The organism is Fibrobacter sp. UBA4297, assembly GCF_002394865.1.
Lineage (GTDB): Bacteria > Fibrobacterota > Fibrobacteria > Fibrobacterales > Fibrobacteraceae > Fibrobacter.
This window is the reverse complement of record NZ_DGUZ01000006.1, coordinates 48,465-67,839: the sequence shown is the minus strand read 5'-3', so window position 1 is coordinate 67,839 and position 19,375 is coordinate 48,465. Positions and strand designations below refer to the sequence as shown.

At 50.7% G+C, this 19,375-nt stretch carries 15 protein-coding genes; all 15 read left to right on the top strand.

Features of this window, described 5'->3' with window-relative positions:
• The first annotated feature begins 153 nt into the window (after positions 1-153).
• The 15 genes from B3A20_RS02285 to B3A20_RS02215 all read left to right on the top strand — a co-directional run bounded on the left by B3A20_RS02285 (position 154) and on the right by B3A20_RS02215 (position 19,285).
• Positions 154-1,611 carry an OmpA family protein gene (locus B3A20_RS02285; RefSeq protein WP_290761385.1) on the top strand — a complete coding sequence of 486 codons (1,458 nt, stop codon included), beginning with the start codon at positions 154-156 and terminating at the stop codon, positions 1,609-1,611.
• Positions 1,612-1,622: 11 nt separating this feature from the next.
• The gene (locus tag B3A20_RS02280; protein WP_290761383.1) at positions 1,623-3,842 is read left to right on the top strand and encodes a tetratricopeptide repeat protein; all 2,220 of its coding nucleotides are present in this window, start codon (positions 1,623-1,625) and stop codon (positions 3,840-3,842) included.
• Between the two features lie 46 nt (positions 3,843-3,888).
• Positions 3,889-7,767, top strand: a complete 3,879-nt coding sequence (locus B3A20_RS02275; RefSeq protein WP_290761381.1) for a tetratricopeptide repeat protein — start codon at positions 3,889-3,891, stop codon at positions 7,765-7,767.
• 191 nt (positions 7,768-7,958) lie between these two features.
• Positions 7,959-8,597 carry a MotA/TolQ/ExbB proton channel family protein gene (locus B3A20_RS02270; protein ID WP_173564528.1) on the top strand — a complete coding sequence of 213 codons (639 nt, stop codon included), beginning with the start codon at positions 7,959-7,961 and terminating at the stop codon, positions 8,595-8,597.
• A gap of 40 nt (positions 8,598-8,637) precedes the next feature.
• On the top strand, positions 8,638-9,528 hold the full coding sequence (locus B3A20_RS02265) for an ExbD/TolR family protein (protein WP_290761378.1): 891 nt from the start codon (positions 8,638-8,640) through the stop codon (positions 9,526-9,528).
• A 2-nt stretch (positions 9,529-9,530) separates the two neighbouring features.
• On the top strand, positions 9,531-10,025 hold the full coding sequence (locus B3A20_RS02260; RefSeq protein WP_173564524.1) for an ExbD/TolR family protein: 495 nt from the start codon (positions 9,531-9,533) through the stop codon (positions 10,023-10,025).
• Between the two features lie 3 nt (positions 10,026-10,028).
• A complete protein-coding gene (locus B3A20_RS02255; protein WP_173564523.1) occupies positions 10,029-10,955 on the top strand; it encodes an AgmX/PglI C-terminal domain-containing protein in 927 nt (308 codons plus the stop codon).
• A 153-nt stretch (positions 10,956-11,108) separates the two neighbouring features.
• On the top strand, positions 11,109-12,413 hold the full coding sequence (locus tag B3A20_RS02250) for a hypothetical protein (RefSeq protein ID WP_290761373.1): 1,305 nt from the start codon (positions 11,109-11,111) through the stop codon (positions 12,411-12,413).
• Between the two features lie 148 nt (positions 12,414-12,561).
• Complete coding sequence (locus B3A20_RS02245; RefSeq protein WP_290761371.1) at positions 12,562-12,924, top strand: hypothetical protein; 363 nt, start codon at positions 12,562-12,564, stop codon at positions 12,922-12,924.
• Positions 12,925-12,988: 64 nt separating this feature from the next.
• Positions 12,989-14,011 carry a rod shape-determining protein gene (locus B3A20_RS02240; protein ID WP_290761369.1) on the top strand — a complete coding sequence of 341 codons (1,023 nt, stop codon included), beginning with the start codon at positions 12,989-12,991 and terminating at the stop codon, positions 14,009-14,011.
• A 19-nt stretch (positions 14,012-14,030) separates the two neighbouring features.
• Complete coding sequence (mreC, locus tag B3A20_RS02235) at positions 14,031-14,858, top strand: rod shape-determining protein MreC (protein ID WP_290761367.1); 828 nt, start codon at positions 14,031-14,033, stop codon at positions 14,856-14,858.
• On the top strand, positions 14,851-15,336 hold the full coding sequence (gene mreD / locus B3A20_RS02230; protein WP_290761365.1) for a rod shape-determining protein MreD: 486 nt from the start codon (positions 14,851-14,853) through the stop codon (positions 15,334-15,336). The genes mreC and mreD overlap by 8 nt, the downstream gene beginning before the upstream one ends.
• Entirely contained in the window at positions 15,329-17,182 is a 1,854-nt protein-coding gene (gene mrdA / locus B3A20_RS02225) for a penicillin-binding protein 2 (protein ID WP_290761363.1), read from the top strand. Before mreD ends, mrdA begins: the two co-directional genes overlap by 8 nt.
• Positions 17,179-18,426: a rod shape-determining protein RodA gene (gene rodA / locus B3A20_RS02220; RefSeq protein WP_290761361.1), complete on the top strand. Its 1,248-nt coding sequence runs from the start codon at positions 17,179-17,181 to the stop codon at positions 18,424-18,426. The genes mrdA and rodA overlap by 4 nt, the downstream gene beginning before the upstream one ends.
• Before the next feature lie 130 nt (positions 18,427-18,556).
• The gene (locus B3A20_RS02215) at positions 18,557-19,285 is read left to right on the top strand and encodes a ComF family protein (RefSeq protein WP_290761359.1); all 729 of its coding nucleotides are present in this window, start codon (positions 18,557-18,559) and stop codon (positions 19,283-19,285) included.
• Positions 19,286-19,375 lie beyond the last annotated feature (90 nt).

Below are 19,375 nucleotides of genomic sequence, written 5' to 3'. Positions count from 1 at the left end.
AAGGTATATTCCCACATGGGTTTTGTGTTTGCCAAACAGGCAAGCGTATGTTTAACGAATTTAAGTGTTCTATGATTGGAGAAACGTAGCAGTATGACCCTAAAGAAACTGGTCTTAATTACGGCCGGGGCGATGCTTCTTTCAGGAACCGCCATGGCAAAGAATATCAACGTGCCTGGCGATTTCGCAAAGATTGCAGATGCTCTCGGAAATGCGGATGCCGGGGATACAATCCTTGTCAAACGCGGTGTTTATAACGAAAACATCACCTTGATCATGGGTGTTGTTCTCAAGGGCGAGGACCCATTGTCTACCATCATTGATGGTGGCCGCAGAGGTCCGACCGTCATGGGTACTTCGGGCGCCGAAATGTCGCACTTCACAGTGAGGAACGGTCTTGAAGGTATCCTTTGCGAAAACGCAGCTCCCTACATTCATCATTGCTATGTGATCGATAACCATGCAACGGGTATCGGTGCTTTCATTTCTCTGCCGTGGCTCCGCAACAACGTGGTGTACGGCAACCGCTGGTCCGGCATTCTCGCCTGGGGTGCTAAGTCTCTCGATGCCTACATCGAACAGAACGTCGTGCTCCGCAACGGCTACTCCGGCCTCACGTTGAAGGGACCGACCAACCTGGTCGCCCGTAACAACATCTTCATGGAAAACCACTACTACGGTGTGTTTGCTGACCCGGCTGCCGGTCAGACGAAGGTGGAATACAACAACATCTACAAGAACTACTACCCGTTCAACCAGTTCATCAAGGTGAACCGCACGAACGTTTCCCTGGACCCGAAGTTCATCAGCCCGTCTCTCGGCAACCCGAACTTCTTCTGCCAGTCCACCTCGCCGATGATCAAGCGCGGCAAGGGCAAGCTGGATATCGGTCTTACTGCAACTGACGTCGTTAAGGAAGAAGAAGCTGTCGAAGAAACTCGCAATCCGGATACTGATGGCGATGGCCTTTGCGATCCGTGGGTTTCCGAAGAAGGTCTCTCCGAAAAGTACGCTGGCGTCTGCTCCGGCTTTGACAACTGCCCTGAAGAAGCCGAAGACTTCGATGGCTTCCAGGACGATGATGGCTGCCCGGATGCCGATAACGACCGCGACGGTCTTTGCGACCCGTGGGTCGAAGCGAAGGGAATGCTCTCCCAGTACGCTCACATCTGTAAGGGTGTGGACCTCTGCCCGGAACAGTCTGAATCTTTGAACAACTACAAGGACGACGATGGTTGCCCGGACGAAGTTCCGCAGCCGCCGAAAAAGGTCTTCGTTCTTGAAGGCGTGAACTTCGAATCTGGTAAATCCACGATTACTCAGGACTCCTACATCTCCTTGATGAAGGTTGTCGATATCATGGAAACCTTCCCTGAAGCCACGTTTGAAATCGTTGGTCATACAGATAACATCGGTAACAAGGACAAGAACATGGTCCTCTCCGCAGACCGTGCTAATGCAGTGAAGAACTTCCTTGTTGAAAAAGGCATTGCCGAAAGCCGTATTACAACTCAGGGCATGGGCGATACAAAGCCTGTTGCTTCTAACAAAACACCTGAAGGACGTGCGCAGAACCGTCGTATCGAGTTCATCCGCACGGATATTAAGTAAAGGAGTAGGTGATGATGCGTACTAGTTTCATCAAGACGTCCGCGATTGGACTTGCCGTAGCCAGCACTTCTTTGTTTGCAGAGGCCACCTACACGCCGAATAAGTATCAGCAGAATGACTGGTTTGCCGAATTTGGCGGCAACACCGCGATGTATGTGAACCCGGCTGGAATTTCTGAAACTGATCAGCTTGAATTCAGCGCTGCATTCTTTAGCACCATTAGTGGTGAAGCAAGCCAGGAATACGTCAGCTTGACGTACCCGATTGACTACAAGCACACTTGGGGCATTTCTCTTTTCGAAAACGGTGCATCCATTGAAGGTGGCGAATCCTATAGCGAAATTGCCGTTCAGTTCGGTTACGCTTACAGGCTCTTCCACTTGCTTTCTCTCGGTGTCAACCTTGATGTGTTGTACATCAACCAGTTCGATGAACTCAAGCAGCTCACTGTCGGTGCAGACGTGGGCTTGAGCTGGAACCCGCTCGCTTCCTCGAAGTACGGTTACTTGCTCATTGGCGTTGCCGTGCAGAACCTCCTTGCTCCGGCTGTCAGCGAAGCTGATGGCGACGGTAGCTTCAAGTTCGTTCTCATGACTGCCGATGACGCTTACAAGATTCCGACGAACCTCAACATCTCGTTGTTCTATCGCGGATTCAACCGTCTTCTCGAAATGAAGGCCGAGTTCTCCCTCATCGACATTATCCATGACTCTAAGGAAGGTGGCAAGGGTGCAAATCTCGAAATGAGCTTCTCCTTGACCTATTACCTCTCCTCTCACCTCGGTGTCCGCGCCCGCTTCACGAAGGAAGGCTACCCGGTCATCGGTGCTACGGTTAACGTCAAGGATGTCAGCATCTTCCGTTACCTCGCTCTTGACCTCGAAATGTCTCACGATGATCTCTGGGCCAAGAAGAACCGTGGCTTTGTGTGGGCTGTTAAGCTGACTTCTCGCTTCGGTGATACCCGTGAAGAGAAGATCGGTGAAGAACGCTATCGCCGTTTGAAGATCGAACCTGAAAACGACTACCGCGCTGCTATGCGTCTGTACTTGAACCGTCAGTTCCTCGAAGCTGCTTATGCTTTCGGTAAGGTCCAGACCAAGTACCCGGCATTCCACCTCGTTGACCAGGCTGCATTCTACAAGGCTAAGTCTTTCGAAAACCTCCGTATGCACAAGGCTGCTAAGTCTGTCTACGAAGACGCTATCAAGCGCTACCCGCAGAGTGACCAGCGCGCCAAGTACCACTTCCAGTTGATGAACATCGACTATAAGGAAGGCAAGTACACGGAAGCTATGAACAAGTATCAGAACATTGCCCAGAAGTTCGGTGAAAGCGATGTGAAGGCTGACGCTGACTACGTTGCTGGCCAGATCAAGTTCGAACAGGGTCTCTATCAGGAATCTGTCGACCTGCTCTCCTCCATCCTTCCGGGTAACGCCAACTACTTCTACGCTCGCTATACAATGGGTATTGCCAACAGCCGTATGAGCAAGTTTGACGAAGCTGAAAACTGCTTCCGTGACATTACGGAACAGCCGGTGTCCAACAAGTCCGAACTTGACTTGCAGGACGCTGCAAGAGTTAAGCTCGGCCACCTCTTCTTCTCTGGCGAAAAGCCGGACATCGCAGCTGCCGCTCAGATGTATGGTCAGGTCAAGGAAGGCTCTCCGGTGCTCGACGAAGCTCGCCTCGGTATTGCATGGTCCTTCCTCAAGGTTAACAAGCCTGATGAAGCTATGAAGCATGCAAACTGGATTATTTCTAACCTTCCGGAATCCTTCCTCGTTTCTGAAGCCTACCTCGTGATTGGTTACTGCCACTTCATGAAGAAGGACTACCAGGGTGCAATCACGGCTTTGGAAGAAGCCGTGAAGCGCACGGAACAGCCGATTGTCTCTGTCGCTGCACGTGACAGCGCCCGTCAGGCTTATGATTCCATGCAGAGCCAGTTCGATTCTGTCCAGGTGATTGCCTTGGATCTCGCTCGTCAGTTGCCGACTCCGCGTGTGGAAAGCAAGCGTGAAGCTTTGCGCCCGACGTTCAATAAGGCTAACCAGTCTATTGAAGATTACGCATCGTTCATGCAGAGATCTATCCAGAGTGACCGCTTTGAATCTAACCGCAAGCGCATTTTGGAAGACGCAGGCTTTACATTGGCTACTGCAAGAACCAAGGTTGCCGGTTCTGGTGGCAGCGCTACAGATACTGGTTTGGAGGACCTGGAGTAATCCGGGCCCGTCCCTTTATTTTGATATAATAGGTGGATAGAGAACGATGAAAAATCTTTTGCTCGTCTCAGCAATCGTTTGCTCCATGATTGGAACATCTTTTGCTGCATCGGATCCGTGTAAAGAAAAAACGGACGAAGCTAAGAAATTGCTTGCAAAGTGCAAGTCCATTGGAAAGGGCAACTCTGGCTATGAACAGTGCGCCAGCTCCTATAAAGTTGCAAAGAACCAGGCCGAACAGGCTTGCCGCTCTGGCGGTCTTGACGAAAAGGGCATGCGTGACGCTATTGCCGAATGGGAACGTCAGGTAGAACGTTGCAAGGGCAAAGTCAGTAACCGTTGCGCAAGCTCCTTGCAGCAGCTTGGTCACTACCAGTTCTTGCTCGAAGAAAAGCTGTTCCTCGACAAGAATGCCCAGTACGAAGAAGATGTCGCATGGTGCGCTGACCGTGATAACAAGCCGGCAAAGTGCGCTAACATCAACCAGTTCCCGAAGGCCGATCACCAGAAGTCCTTGGGCTACTTCCTTGAATACATCGACAAGTATCCGAAGGAATCTAAGGCTCCGACCGTGATTTACCAGGCTGCCGCAGTGCAGGAAGCCAGTGGTGAAGACGACAAGGCTTACAAGCTCCGTATGCAGCTTGTCAGGGACTTCCCGGATAACGGTCTTGTGCCGAAGGCATGGCTCCGTATTGCTGAATACCACTTCATGAACCGTAAGTTCAAGGACGCTATCAGTGCCTATAAGAAGGTGACTGGCTTTGAAAACCTCACGGGTAAGGAAGCGGCTCTTGCCATGTACCACTTGGCAGAATCTTACTATAACACTGCCGAATACGAAATTGCCGCTAAGCAGTACTTCGATTACATCGTTGGTGCTGACAAGGGCAAATATCCGAACGACTTGCGCGCAGAAGCTATGGACTTCATGGCTGCCGCATTCTCTGACTTGGAAGGTGGTGGTGTTCAGGAAGCTGAAGCTTTCTTGAGAGACAAGAAGGTCGCTTTCAAGGACTCCGTCTACTACCGTATCGGTATGAAGAACAAGGACCATGACCGTAACGAAGAAGCTGTCCAGTCCTTCAAGCGCTTGATGAGTATCAACCCGGACTACATCGACGCTCCGCTCGCCGATATCGCCATGGTCGAAATCTTGATCGTGCAGCAGAAGTTCGAAGAAGCTCAGGCACATCGTTACGAAGTCGTGAAGCGTTATGACCGCAATTCCTCCTGGTTCAAGAAGAACCAGAAGTATCCGGAATCTGTGAAGAATGCTGAAAAGGCTATCCGTGGCGCTATGCTCGATATCCCGCAGTATCACCACGCTCAGGCTGCCAAGCTCACCAAGGAAGGTGATATCGAAGGCGGCAAGAGACAGTATTCTAAGGCTATCGAAGCTTATGAAGCATTCTTGAAGCGCTATGCCAAGGAACCGACCTGGGATGAATACAAGGTTCACATCAACCTCGCTCTCGTCTATCAGGAAATGGGCCAGCATGCTAACGCTGCCAAGATGTTCAACTGGATTGTTGAAACCGATACGACCCGCTATGGCCGTCGCGAAATGGGTTCTGGCAACCTCCTCTCCAAGGATGAAGCTGGTTATAACGCCGTTCTCATGATGGACCAGGCTCGCGAAAATGCAAGAAAGACGAAGGCTAACGACGATGCCGTCCAGGCATACAACTTGCCGGAAACCAAGGCTTACTTCGACCAGGTCGATAAGTACATGGCCAAGTTCGGTAAGAACAAGGAAGCTGCAGAACTTGCATACAACGCCGCTATCGTTCATTACGATGCCAAGCAGTTCTCTGTTGCCGTGAACGTCCTCCGCAAGCTCAAGAAGGACTTCCCGAAACACCAGTACATTTTGCTCATCAGCCGTATGCTTGCTCAGTCCTTGCTGGAATCCAACCAGCTTGACGAATCCCTCACGGAATTCGAATGGCTCCTCAAGCAGTACAAGGCCAAGGAAACTCGCAACGACTCCATGGCTGCTGAAATCGAAAAGGCTATCGCTTACGTTCTCTTCCAGAAGGCTGAATCCTCTGTCAAGGCAGGCAAGAATGAAGCTGGTGCCAAGGCATACTTGGACCTCGTGAAGCGCTATCCGAACATCGACATTGCTGACAAGGCTATCTTCGAAGCTGCTGCTGCCTACGAAGCTACGAACCAGTACAAGAAGGCTGCAGAAACGTTCATGCTCCTCCCGAAGAGCTATGCCAAGTCTCCGCTTACTATTAAGGGTATCTTGCGTGCTGCAAGTAACTACAAGAAGGACAAGCAGCCGGTTGTCGCTGCCAAGACGTTCTTGTTCATTACCGACAACTTCCCGAAGGATTCCATGGCCTTCCCGGCAATCGGCTTTGCCGCTCAGACCTATGACTCCATCCCGGACAAGAAGCAGGCCGCTATTACCTTCGAACTTGCTTACAAGCGTTACCCGCAGAACGAAGAAACTCCGTCTTTCCTCTATAGCGCATGCTTGAGCTACGACGAAGCCAAGATGACCAACGAAGCTATCCGCTGCTCCAAGGACCTCGTCCGTGACTATCCGAAGAGCTCTTACGCTGTTGACGCTGCCTTCTCTATCCCGATGGCATACGCTAACGCTAAGAAGTGGGACCTCGCCATCCAGGAATATCGCAACTTCATCAAGATGTACCAGGAAGACAAGGAAAAGCTCATTGCCGCTTACATCGGTATCGCTCGCGCTTACCGCAATGTGAAGGACATGGAAAACTCTGTTGATGCCTACAAGAAGACTCTTGAAGCTTACGACAAGTACGGTTTGCAGATCAAGAATGCTGATGCTGCTATCCCGGCTGAAGCAGCCTTCTACATGGGTGAATATGAATACAACAAGATGACTCCGATTGTCTTGAAGGGTAAGGAAAAGGAAAAGGCCAAGATCATCAAGAGCTTGGTTGAAATCCTCCAGAAGGCTATGGGTCACTACTCCAAGTCTGCTGCCTACGCATCTGAAAAGTGGACCTTCCGCGCCACGAACAAGATGGGTATGCTCTTCGTGACGATGGCTGCAAAGATTCGTGAACAGCAGCTCAACGGTAAGAAGGAAGAAGAAAAGTTTGCAGAACGCATCGGTATTGTGCAGCAGCTCCCGTCTTACTATGAACAGGCTCGTCCGATCTTCCAGAAGAACATCGACCTCGCTCGTGACCAGGGCTTCTACAACAAGGACGTGATCGCTGCAGAAATGGGCTACATCGAAATGTACTACCAGGGCTGCGCTGTGTTCGTCGAAGTTGCTGACGCATTCGCTAACTCCCCGCTTCCGGATAGTGCTTTGATCGTGCGTGAATACATCGGCCAGGGCATGGTGAAGGATGACGCTATCATGGCTGCCCACGAAGACTTGGAAGCCTACCGTGAAGAATTGAACAGCCGTTCTGATGCCGCAAAGCAGCTCGCTATCCCGCAGTGCGCAACCGGTATCAAGGCCTCTGCTCACTACGGTATCGATAACGAATGGACCGCCAAGCTTTACGAAACCTTGAGAAAGCTCGATGAAACCAACGAAGACCTTAACATCAAGATTGAAAAGTTCGACCCGTCCACGCTGTTTGCCGACCCGGCATACTTCAAGTTGAAGGCACGTATCGAGCAGATCGAACAGTCTGATGCTATGACTCTCGAAGAAAAGGTGGCTACCTTCCGTAACATCGTCAAGGAAACTAAGGACGATCGTACCAAGCTTGAAGAAGAACTCGCCAAGCTCAAGGAATGGACTGCTAACCCGAGCCTGATCCCGGCTTCCGAAAGAGGTGTTGAAGCTGTTTCTGAATCTTCTAGCGATGAAGAAGCCGTTGAACAGACCTCCAAGAAGTCTAAGAAGGGCAAGAAGGCTAAGTCTGAAGCCAAGAAGTCCAAGAAAAAGGGCAAAAAAGGCAAGAAGAAATAGCGGTAAAAACTATTTTACGGGGAATCCTGCTTCGTGGGATTCCCCTATTTTATTGGGCTTGAGGACGATTGCTCAGCGGTAAAGAAAGTTTTACTACTAAAATCCCCCCACAATGCTCCAAAAAAAAATAAATATGAACGAAGATTATCAAAAACAACAAAAAAACAATAACTCAATTAAAGGAGTCTCTAATGTCTAAAATGCTTCAATCCTTCAGCCCCGAATCTGATGGTTACCAGTTCATGTGGATCATCTTGGTCGTGTTCATTATCGGCCTCGGTTTCTCCCTGGAACGCATAACTTACATCATGATTAAGAGCTCCAAGGGCCGCGGTAAGTTCATGGCCGATTTCGGTAAGCTCGTTATGCAGAACCAGCTCGAACAGGCTCTCCAGTTCGCCAAGAGCTCTAAGCTCCCGATTGCTAAGGTTATGGATGCTATCGTTGCCGCTAAGCTCAACTGCAAGGATGCAGACAAGGCTCGCGAAGTTATGACTGCTGCTTCTGACGCTGTGTTCCTTACCGAAGCTCCGCGCCTCACTCGTTATATCTCCATCATTTCCGTTATGGCTTCCATTTCCACGTTGCTTGGACTTATGGGTACGATTTACGGTCTGATTTTCACATTCGATGCTGTTGCTAACAAGCCGGCTTCTGAACGTGCTAAGGCTCTTGCTGATGGTATTGCTATCGCTATGGGTACTACGCTCCTCGGACTTCTTTCTGCAGTTCCGCTCCTCGTTATCGTCGGTCTTCTCAACATGAACTCCGAACGCCTCATCCAGGAAATGGAAGAAAAGGGTCTCAAGATTATCAACTCCCTTGCATAATCAATCAGAGAGTTTAATTTTAACTGGAGTTTAAATAAACATGGCAAAACAAATCAAGAAACCAGGAAAGGTCGAAGAACCGGACTTGCTTCCGGCGATGGGCTTGTTCACCATCTTGATTCCTATGCTTCTGACCATGACTTCTTTCTCCAAACTCGCCATTGTCGAAGTGAATCTGCCTGAACGTAGTCAGATGATCATGGACAATGACGTGCCACCTCCTCCTGATGAGCAGGCATTGAACTTGTCCCTCGCTATCGCTAACAACTACCTTGTTATCGGTGCACGCGGTGGTTTCCAGCCGAACGTCTATTTCAAGGAAATGTGGACGTTCCGCTGCAAGTCTGATGCTCAGCTCGTTACCTATGCGATGGAAGACGTGAAGGCGGCTGTTGAAAGTGGACACGGTCCGAAGTGCAAAGATGGTTCCGAAATGGACAAAGAGAAGTATCTCTACGAAATCGAAACCATCGAACTCTGGGCTATTCAGAAGGAATCTGAAGAAGACCCGGGTAAGGTCATTTGGGCCGCTTATAAGAACGACGGTAGTGCTGAAGAAGCTCATGCCGACAGTGCTTATGTAGATGGCGCTAACAACTTCTTGTCCCTTCCGGGTGAAGGCGTAGGTGGCCTCCAGAAGCCGGCTGCTCTCAAGGCTCCGACTCCGGGTATGGCAGTTGCAACGCTTCAGCCGAACTCTGCCCGTACTCTCAAGCCGGGCGACAAGACAATGGTTTATCCGCTCTCCGCATACGATCTCATTGCTAAGGACTTGATCGCAATCCATACTCAGTTCATCGACTTGGACGACGTTGATAACATCATCATCGTTGCAAACGACGACACTCAGTTCGACAAGATCATCCAGCTCATGGACCGTGCTAAGGAAGCTGGTTTCAGCAAGATCAACCTTGCTAAGTTGGGAGGTTAATCATGGCTAGAAAAGCTCGTAAGTATAGCGAAGACGTACCTTTCTCCTTAACGTCCATGATGGACATGATGACCATCATCTTGGTGTTCATGATCAAGAACATGGACGCTGAAGGTCAGCTTTTGACCCAGGCAGAAAACTTGATTCTTCCGATCTCGACCTCCAAGGTCCAGCCGAAGGAAGTTTCTTTGACTGTCGTGGTCGATGCTAACTACGTTATCGTTGACAATGAAAAGGTCGTGCCGACCGCTGACGTTCTCGCTCAGGAAGACCTCCTCGTTACGAAGGTGGACGAAATCCTGAAGGACCGTCGCGCAATCGAACAGGAACACGCTCTCAAGATGGGCCTTCCTGCCGATGAAGCTGGTCACATCATTGTCCAGATTGACAAGAACATCCCGTATGATGCGATGTACAAGGTGATGGCCACTTGCGGCTTCTCCGGATACACGAATATCGCATTCGCCGTGATGGAAAAGAACGGCGGGGAGGAATAATCAATGGCAAAGAAGAACTTAGATCCGTTTATTGCGTCGCTCATGCCGGAATCCGACAAGAAGATGGGCGCAATCGCCGGTGTCTCTCTTGTGATCGCTTTGGCTATGTGTATTTGGGCTTCCATGTACGAACAGGTCGTTGCTGAAGTCGTATTCGACAACGCTGATTCCGTGGACCTTACTACTTCCATGCAGATTGAGCAGAAGGAAGAAAAGAAGGAAGAAAAGAAGAAGCCCGAACCGAAGAAGCCTCGTAAGAAAGCTGGTGGCGGTGGTAAGCCGCGCGGTAAGGGTCAGCCGAACGCTCCGCAGACTCGCGGCGTGCTCAAGCTCCTCACTGCTCAGACAAAGAATGCCTCTGCTGCTGCTTATGACTTGATGAAGAACCAGAAGTTCACCAAGGACATCGATAAGGTGCTCAAGGACGTCGCTGGTCTCCAGACTACGGGTAAGACCGTTCTCGGTGGCCGTCGCGGTAAGGCTAATGGTGGCTTCAACGAAGGTTATGCAGAAGGTGGTTCCGGTGGTATCGGTGACGGCCTTGCAGGTCTCCTTGGCGGTGGTGGCGGTGGTATCGCTACTAAGGCTAAGGGTTCCATCAAGACTCCGTCCATGCGCGATATCGACATGGGTGCCGGTGGTGGTTCTCGTTCCGCAGCTGACATCATGAAGGTTGTCCGCCAGCGTACTCCGGGTCTTCGCCACATCTATAACAAGTGCCTGAAGAAGAAACCGGGATTCCAGGGTAAGGTTACCTTGAAGTTCACGATCGCTCCGGGTGGCGAAATCATCAGCATCTCTACTGTTTCTTCGACGACCGGTTTCGCAGAATTCGACTCCGAAATCAAGAATGCAGTTAGCCGCTGGACCTTCAGCAAGGTGAAGTCCGGTAACACGACGGTTACGATTCCGTTCACGTTCTCCGAATAATTCACTTGGAAAGCTTGAAAAAGACCAGACGAAAGTCTGGCCTTTTTTGTTTGCTAAAAAATGTTAAAAAAAATGGTGTTTTATTAAAATGTTGTTGCGTTTTTTCCTTTATAAAACTAACTTTATAAATGAATTTTCAATAGGAGTCATTCCATGAACTTAAAAACCGTAGCTGCGGTTGGTACCGCATTTGGAATTCTTGGTGTTGGGTCTGCATTTGCGACTTTCGCCCGTATTGAATCTATGGGTAAGAACACGACTTACATCATGGACGATGTGAGCATCTTTGATAACGCTGCAAACATCAACCTCTACTCCAATTATTTGATTGGCGAATTTGGCCCTTATACAGACCGTGTTGAAGTGGGCGCAAACCGTGATCCGCAGCACCCGAACTTCGGTGGTATTTTCTCCATCGCTGTTGGTGGTGACAACAACCCGGATCCACGTATTTCCCTCGGTGGTCTTTTTGGCCGCATCAATGCTGATCTTGCTCAGTATTTGCCGGATGTCGTGGTCGGCGATAACGGTTCCAAGACCAACGTTCCGGAAACAGTGACGAACTTTGACGGCTTCTTGGGCTGGACTCTTGCAAACGGTAGCGCCTGGGGCTTGCATGTGTACATTGGCACACAGGACGGTGGCGACAAGGGCGAAGATGGCAACTACCAGGTAAAGAAGGATGCCTTCGCTTCTATCGTTCAGGCCGATGGTGGTATGAACTATCAGTTCACGAACTACTTTGATTTGGAATTCTCTTTGGCCTTGGCCCGTATCCAATATGGTCCGGAACACCACAACTTTTTCGACGACGGTAACTTCTCCTGGTTAATCAAGTCCCGTGCATTCTTTACTTTGGATGCCATCAACGGCGAACTTGTTCCGGCTTTGAACCTCAAGTTCATCGATGCTCCGGGCTTGGATGAAAAGCATGCCCAGGTGGGTGTCGGTATCAACGTCGCTCTTGACCGTGGTTTCTTCTGGATGGGCTTGGACTTCATCTACAACAAGAAGAAGGCTCATGACTGGATTTTTGACGCCATCTCCAAGACTTGGACTTATGATTCCCGTAACGAAGACAACAAGCACTGGGATGAACGCACCGATATCGGCGGCATGATCAGCTTCGGTATCGAACGCAACATCTGGTGGGATTGGTTTGTGATCCGTGTTGGCGGTCAGAAGTCTATTCTTTATACAAAGTGCAACGTCAACAACAAGAACATTGACAAGTATAACGACAAGCAGTACGGCATCTGCAAGGATGACGGCAACTTCTTCAGCACGAACCCGCTCGCTGATGGCACCTCCAAGGACCATGTCGGTTTCGGTTTCGGTATCAACATCGAAGAAAAGTTGAAGATCGACGTGACCGTTGCTGAAGACCTTCTGTTCCGTAACCCGTTCCAGGGCGAAGGCAGACTCTTCTCCAGAATTTCTGCAACGTACTCGTTCTAACTGGTCATTAGTCAATGGTTAGTAGTCATTAGTTAAGGTCATTGGCTTGAGTCGATAATTCTAACGACTAATGACCAACAACTAAACACTAGCAACAATTTTTGAAGCGCACTCCATCTGAGTGCGTTTCTTTTTTTATTTTATGAGCATGAAAAAAATTTTATTCCTCTTAGTTCTTGCATTGCTTTCGTCTTGTTCTGAACCGACGGAACGCATCGAAAAGAAACTTCTCACGTACTTGCAGGAAGACCTGAAGTTTATGGTGGCGGAAACCCTGAATGCGAATGCGACAAAGGCGGACTTGCTTGATGAACCGTATTACAAGGTTCGTGATTTTAGGTTGTTCGAAGGTGCCGAAGCAGAAATCTATGCGGCGTATGCCGAGGTCGATTTTTACATCTACCGAGACCTTGCCATGTACGAAAAGCGCAAGTATCGTTACGAGGTTCATGGGCGCCATTGGGACCGTTATTCCAAGGTTCTAAAATTCGGCAAGGATAAAAATCCGTAGTTTATAAACGAGCCTAATTTAGTTATATTTGGTTCTGTGGGATTTTTATTTAGAGGGCTAAATTTTGTTCGGACTATTCTCTTGTGATATCGGTATTGACCTGGGTACCGCAAATACGCTAGTCCACGTGGCTGGACAGGGCATTGTCATTAACGAACCGACTGTGATTGCTGTTGACCGTAAGAGCAATCGAGTGACTGCCATTGGCGGCGAGGCTAAGAAGATGCTTGGCCGTACGTCTGGCGAAAGCCGCGCTATTCGCCCGATGCGCGATGGCGTGATTGCTGATTTTGAACTTGTTGAAACGCTTTTGCGCACCTTTATTACGCGTGTGCAACGCTATCCATTGTGGATGGTAAAACCGCGTGTGGTGGTTGGCGTTCCGAACGGAATTACTGAAGTGGAAACGCGCGCCGTGATCGACGCCATCAAGATGACGGGTGCGAAGGAAGTCCACCTGGTGCATGAACCGATGGCTGCCGCTATTGGCATGGGCATTCCGGTCGAAGAACCGGTGGGCAACATGATTGTGGATATTGGCGGCGGTACGTCCGACATCGCCGTGATTGCCCTCAACAAGTCCGACTGCAACGGCTCTGTGCGCGTGGGCGGTGACGAGATGGACGAGGCGATTGTGCGTTACTTGCGTACGCAGTACAATCTCTGCGTGGGTGAAAGCACAGCCGAACAGATCAAGATCCAGATTGGTTCTGCAAGCCCGCTCGAAGAAGAATTGACGATGGAAGTCAAGGGTCTTGACTTTATCGAGGGCATGCCGCGCACGATTCCTGTCGGAAGTGCCGAAATTCGCGAAGCGATTAACGAACCGGTAACGACAATTATCGGGGCTGTGAAGCAGGCCTTGAGCATTACGCTCCCGGAACTTTCTGCCGATATTTACGACAAGGGCATTATCCTTACGGGCGGTGGTTCACAGTTGCGCGGTCTTGACGAACGCATCCGCAAGGAAACGGGACTTTCCGTGAACGTGATTGATGATCCGATGACTTGCGTTTGCAGGGGTGCAGCCCGCATTCTTGAGGACTTGGACAAGTACCGTCCTGTTTTGGTGGCTTCTTCTACTTAAATTCTGAATTTGCACTTCGATGCTTAGAGCTTTTCGCTTTATTGTCGATTTGTTTACCCAAAGGCATGGCGTTGTCGCTTTTGCCTTTTTTCTCGTTTTAGGGATACTGATGCATGCGTCTTCGACGGCGGTGCGTGAAAGCATTGTCGACAAGGCTCTTTCGACGGTGTTTTACCCGGTGCAGTTGTTGCTTGCGTCTGTGAACGACTTCAAGTCTTTGCAGGCCGAAAATGACCACCTGAAGGCCGAAAACGCAAGGCTCCGTCAGGAGACTTACCACGCGAGCGAGGGCTTGCAGGAGTTGGCGAGGTTGCATACGCTGGTGCGCTTTGACGACAAGTGGGATTTCCCGATTGTGACGTCTCGCGTGGTGGGGCATAACCCCGGGCGTTTTCTGACGACTCTCGTGATTAACCGTGGGACGCATCACGGCGTGAAGGAGAACATGCCGGTGATGTCGATGAATGGCCTTGTCGGGAAGATTTCAAAGACCTCGTTGACGCATTCCCGCGTGCAACTTTTAGTGGATCCGAACCTGAAACTCTCTGTGCTAGAGCGCCGTACGCGCGTGGTGGGCTTCTTGGAGTCTGTTGACGGTCATTTGCTTTCGGCGATGATTCCCTCGCATGCGGGCGTTGCTGAGGGCGATACGCTCATTACGTCGGGGCTTGGCGGCATTTTCCCGAAGGGTATCCCGGTGGGCACGGTGCACAGGGTGCGTAAGGCCGATTTGGATGTGATGAGCCTTATGGATGTGAAGCCTTTCCAGGAATTTTCGACGCTGGAAGAAGTTTTTGTGATGCAGAAGGAACCGGATTGGATTATCCAGGAGTTGCTCGATGAGTAATTACGGATGGCTAAAGACGCTTCTAATGTTTGTCATCGCTTTTGCTGTGCAGTCGACGATTGGCGACTGGCTTAAAATTTTGGACGTTGGGCCTGATTTTATATTAATCTTTATCGTATCCGTAGCACTGCGTTATGGGGCCGCTACGGGCTGTTTCTGGGGATTTTTGGCGGGTTTTTCGTTGGATGTGTACGCTCCGGTGGAATGGCTTGGCGCCAATACTATTGCCATGACGATTGTGGGCTTTGCCGTAGGGCAGCTCGAGGAACACTTCCTCACGTTGAATTTACCGCCTAAGGTGGGCGTACTCGGACTTGCGTTCTATGTGAACGATATGTTCTATTTCCTAATTACGGGGCTAGATAGGGATGTCGTAACGACTTTGTTCCTGACGAAAACGGTACCGGAAAGCATTTATACCGTGGTCATTGGCGGTATTTTGTTCTATCTCACTTCGGGGAAGAAGTCGGATGTATAACGATACTTCGGAGAACGAGGCGCGAGTCCGTAGGAACTGGAACGTCCTGATATTTTTGGCAGGGACGGTCATTGTCTTTACGGTGATTCTGTTCAAGCTTTTTTCGTTGCAATACCTGCATTATGAAGAAAATTTCCAGCGCTCCGAAAATAACCGTTTGCGTCGAATCGAGCTGATTGCCGACCGCGGATACATCTATGACCGCAACGGAAATGTGCTGGTGCGTAACAGACCTTCGTACCAGATTGCGCTCCAGGCGCTTGAAATGCCGCGAAAGAAGGCTGCCAGGGATTCCATCTTCAAGAAACTTTTGAACATCCGCGATGCGGCTGGCGTGCGTCTTTTTGATTCGCTTTCGCTTGATACGGCGTTTCAGAGAATCCGCTGGGTGCGTACGCGCCCGGTCCGCATTCTCGAAGATGCGACGATGGAGCAGGTGGCGGTGATTGAAGAACATTCGACGGAACTGCCGGGCGTATCGGTGATTATTGAATCCCGCCGCGAGTATCCGTACGGGACGCTTGCCTCGCATGTGCTTGGCTACACGAGTGAAATTTCGGAAGAGCAGCTGAAGCTCCCGGAATACGAATCTTATTCGCAGGGCGACCGCGTGGGGCAAAAGGGCTTGGAGCAGGAATACGACAAGGAATTCCGCGGCAAGAACGGGCTCAAGCTTGTGGAAGTGAATGCTTCGGGGCGCGAAGTGCGTACGCTCTCGGATGTGGGTGGGATGATTGAGCCTGAACCGGGCTTGCACATGGTTTCGACGATTGACTTGAAGTTGCAGAAAGCGGCGGAGGCGGCGATTCCAGATACGGTGAGGGGCGCGTTGGTGGCGCTGGATCCGCGAAACGGTGAAATCCTTGCGATGGTCTCTTCGCCGCGACTCGACCCGAATATCTTTTCCTTAAAGCGCCGTGAACGCAACAAGGGTTGGGCGCATGTGGCGCTTGATTCGATGCGACCGCTCACGAATCGTGCGATTTCGGGCGTTTACCCGCCGGCATCGATTTTTAAGCTTGTGACGTCTGGCGCTGGCCTTGAAAGTGGGATTATTTCGGAGACGAAGTATTATCCGAAGCCTTGTACGGGCGGTTACCAGTATGGGGCGCGTTACCAGAGGTGCTGGGGCGTGCACGGAAACTTGAACGTGGTGCATGCGCTGCGCCTTTCTTGCGATGTGTATTTCTATCAGGCAGGCCTTGAAATTGATATGGCGCGCATTAATGAATTTGCACGGCGTTTTGGCTATGGCGAAAAACTGCTCGGCATAGATATCCCGGGCGAGCGTGCGGGGTGGCTCCCGGATTCGGCTTCGTTCAATAAGCGTAACAAGCGCCTTGGCTGGCGTTGGGCTCGCGGGCTTATTTTGAACCTCTCGATTGGGCAGGGACAGATGGTGACGCCTTTGCAGCAGGCCGTGTTCATAGGCTCGCTGGCAACGAACAAGGGCGTGTATAGACCGCATTTTATGAAGGAATTGCAGGATGCCCAGGGAAACGTTGTGCGTCGTTATAAACCGGAGATTATCCGTCCAGGAACGATGAAGCCCGAAACGCACCGTGTGCTCCTGAATGCGATGGATTCCGTGGTGAACCATCCGGGCGGCACGGGTAAGAAGGGTGCTGTGCCTGGAATCCGCGTGGGTGGAAAGACGGGGTCCGGCGAATGGAAAAAGGGGCAGAAAACGCATGCCTGGTTTGCGGCTGTAGCGCCTTTGGAAGATCCGCAGATTGCCGTTGCCGTGATTGTCGAAGCTGGCGGCGGCGGCGGCTCTGTCGCGGCCCCGATTGTGCATAAAGTGCTTATGGCATTTTTTGGAAAAGAAGAAGAGGAACAACAATGAGTACCGACCGCATTCAAGACAAGTCGTTAAAGTTTGACTGGTTCTTTATTGCCGTGACGCTCACGCTCATGACTTTTGGCGTGTTCCTCGTGTATTCGGCGACAGTGGGCGAGGAACTGGCCGTTTACGATACGCACTGGTTTAGGCAAATCATTTATTTTTTGACGGGTATTGCGATTGCGGTGGGGCTTGTTTTTGTGAAAATTGACTGGCTCAAGCGTGCGGCGGTGCCGTCTTACGTGGTTGCGCTTGTTCTGCTTTTGTTCGTGCTCTTTTTTGCGGGCGATGTGAAGGGGGCGGGGCGTTGGATTGACTTGAAGGTGATCAAGCTGCAGCCTTCGGAATTTGCAAAGATTGCGTACCTGATTACGATTTCGTACTGGCTTTCGAAACATCCTGTGAGTTTGCATAAATTGAAGTCATTCTTGGTGCCGCTTGGGCTTTTTATTGTGCCGTTCTTGCTTGTGCTGAAGCAACCGGACTTGAGTACGGCGCTAGTGTTTACGGCTGTGACGCTTGTCGGGTTCTTTTTTGCGGGGCTTACGTTTACGGACTTGTTTCTGATTGTAAGCCCGGTCTTGTCGGTACTGTTTTCGCATTCGCAGTCGATGGTGTTTCAGGTGCTGTGGGGAGTGCTGATTTGCCTTGTTGTGTTCTCGGTTTTGCGCAGGCACTTGTCCAAGAAGTTTTCGGGCGTGATTATTGCAACGAACATTTTGGCGGGGTATGCAAGTTCAATGGTGTGGAACATGCTGGAACCGCACCAGCAGAAACGCGTGAACACGTTTTTGGATCCGATGAGTGACCCGCTTGGCGATGGCTATCAGGTGTTGCAGTCGCTTACGGCAATCGGTAGTGGTGGCATTGGTGGCAAGGGCTTTGGGAACGGCTCGCAGACGAACCTCTCGTTTTTGCCCGAAGAACATACGGACTTTATCTTTAGCGTGCTCGGGGAGCAGTTTGGCTTTGTCGGGTGTGCTGCTGTTTTGGTCCTGTTTACATTGTTCCTGTGGCGAGCCTCCTCGATTTGTAAGACGAACGATGATCCGTTTGTGACTCTTGTGACGATGGGCGCTGCGACAATCTTCTTGTTCCACATCACGGTGAATATTGCGATGACGATTGGGCTTATGCCGGTGACGGGGCTCCCTTTGCCGTTCCTTTCCTATGGTGGCTCGTTTGCACTTGTGTGCATGTTCCTCGTGGGGCTCTTGATGTGCCTCCGGTATCAGGGGAATAAGTAATTAGTTATTGGTTGTTGGTCATTAGTCATTAGTTGGCTCGTAAAATAAAATTTTACCGTGCAAGTCGCCTAAAAAAAGCGTGTTATAGAGATAGGGCGCGATTTTGCGCTGCTTTTTATCAGGAGGCTTTATGGGCGTTTTACGGACGGTGGCAAATTTTGTGTTTGGGATGGAGTGCTTGGGGTGCGGATCTTCGTCGGAGAAGCTAGATCCGTGGCTTTGCCCCGCGTGCGCGGCGGAACTTGCACGGGAATCGTGCTCTTCGAAGTTCCCGAATGACGATACATTTTGTTTGTTCCCGATGCGTCCACTGACGCGCAAACTTGTGCATGCGCTCAAGTACAGGAACATTCCGGGGCTTGCGTCATATCTGGTGCGGCATTCTTCGGCGGTAAAGCATGGGGTTGTGGCGCAGGAACTTTCGATGCTTGCGCAGCCACTTTATTTTGTGCCGGTGCCGCTCCACAGGGCAAGGTATCGCGAACGCGGGTACAACCAGGCGGAACTTTTGGCGGCTGCGCTTGCGACGGTAACCGGTGGCTCGGTTTGCCGTTGGCTTAAGCGCAAGACGTTCGTGGTTTCGCAGACGAAACTATCGAAAGAGGAGCGCGAGTTGAACGTGGCGGGTGCGTTTGTACCGGATTTCCCGCGGGCGATGCCTGCACGTGGGAGCGTGGTTGTCGTGGATGATGTCTTTACGACAGGCGCGACGACTTCGGCATGCATGGCGGCATTCGGGGCGGATTTTAAGATTTCGCTCAAGGTCTGCACGTTGCTTTACGACGAGCCTGCATCGGCGGCTGCCGATTTTGCCGCAGATTGTCGCGCGGATTGGGACGGGTTTCGCAGTAGGCGGTAGGAAGTAGACAGTAGGAAGTCTGAATTAGGAATTCGGATTTCGGAATTGAAATAATTGCGGCGAAGCCGCCTAACTAAATAATTACTAATT

What these genes read in the sequence shown, in the direction of transcription:
- B3A20_RS02260 (WP_173564524.1), top strand. Translation starts at nt 9,531, where the DNA reads ATGGCTAGAAAAGCTCGTAAGTATAGCGAAGACGTACCTTTCTCCTTA.
- B3A20_RS02280 (WP_290761383.1), top strand. Translation starts at nt 1,623, where the DNA reads ATGATGCGTACTAGTTTCATCAAGACGTCCGCGATTGGACTTGCCGTA.
- B3A20_RS02265 (WP_290761378.1), top strand. Translation starts at nt 8,638, where the DNA reads ATGGCAAAACAAATCAAGAAACCAGGAAAGGTCGAAGAACCGGACTTG.
- mreC (WP_290761367.1), top strand. Translation starts at nt 14,031, where the DNA reads ATGCTTAGAGCTTTTCGCTTTATTGTCGATTTGTTTACCCAAAGGCAT.
- B3A20_RS02245 (WP_290761371.1), top strand. Translation starts at nt 12,562, where the DNA reads ATGAAAAAAATTTTATTCCTCTTAGTTCTTGCATTGCTTTCGTCTTGT.
- B3A20_RS02250 (WP_290761373.1), top strand. Translation starts at nt 11,109, where the DNA reads ATGAACTTAAAAACCGTAGCTGCGGTTGGTACCGCATTTGGAATTCTT.
- mrdA (WP_290761363.1), top strand. Translation starts at nt 15,329, where the DNA reads ATGTATAACGATACTTCGGAGAACGAGGCGCGAGTCCGTAGGAACTGG.
- rodA (WP_290761361.1), top strand. Translation starts at nt 17,179, where the DNA reads ATGAGTACCGACCGCATTCAAGACAAGTCGTTAAAGTTTGACTGGTTC.
- B3A20_RS02285 (WP_290761385.1), top strand. Translation starts at nt 154, where the DNA reads ATGGCAAAGAATATCAACGTGCCTGGCGATTTCGCAAAGATTGCAGAT.
- B3A20_RS02255 (WP_173564523.1), top strand. Translation starts at nt 10,029, where the DNA reads ATGGCAAAGAAGAACTTAGATCCGTTTATTGCGTCGCTCATGCCGGAA.
- B3A20_RS02215 (WP_290761359.1), top strand. Translation starts at nt 18,557, where the DNA reads ATGGGCGTTTTACGGACGGTGGCAAATTTTGTGTTTGGGATGGAGTGC.
- B3A20_RS02275 (WP_290761381.1), top strand. Translation starts at nt 3,889, where the DNA reads ATGAAAAATCTTTTGCTCGTCTCAGCAATCGTTTGCTCCATGATTGGA.
- mreD (WP_290761365.1), top strand. Translation starts at nt 14,851, where the DNA reads ATGAGTAATTACGGATGGCTAAAGACGCTTCTAATGTTTGTCATCGCT.
- B3A20_RS02270 (WP_173564528.1), top strand. Translation starts at nt 7,959, where the DNA reads ATGTCTAAAATGCTTCAATCCTTCAGCCCCGAATCTGATGGTTACCAG.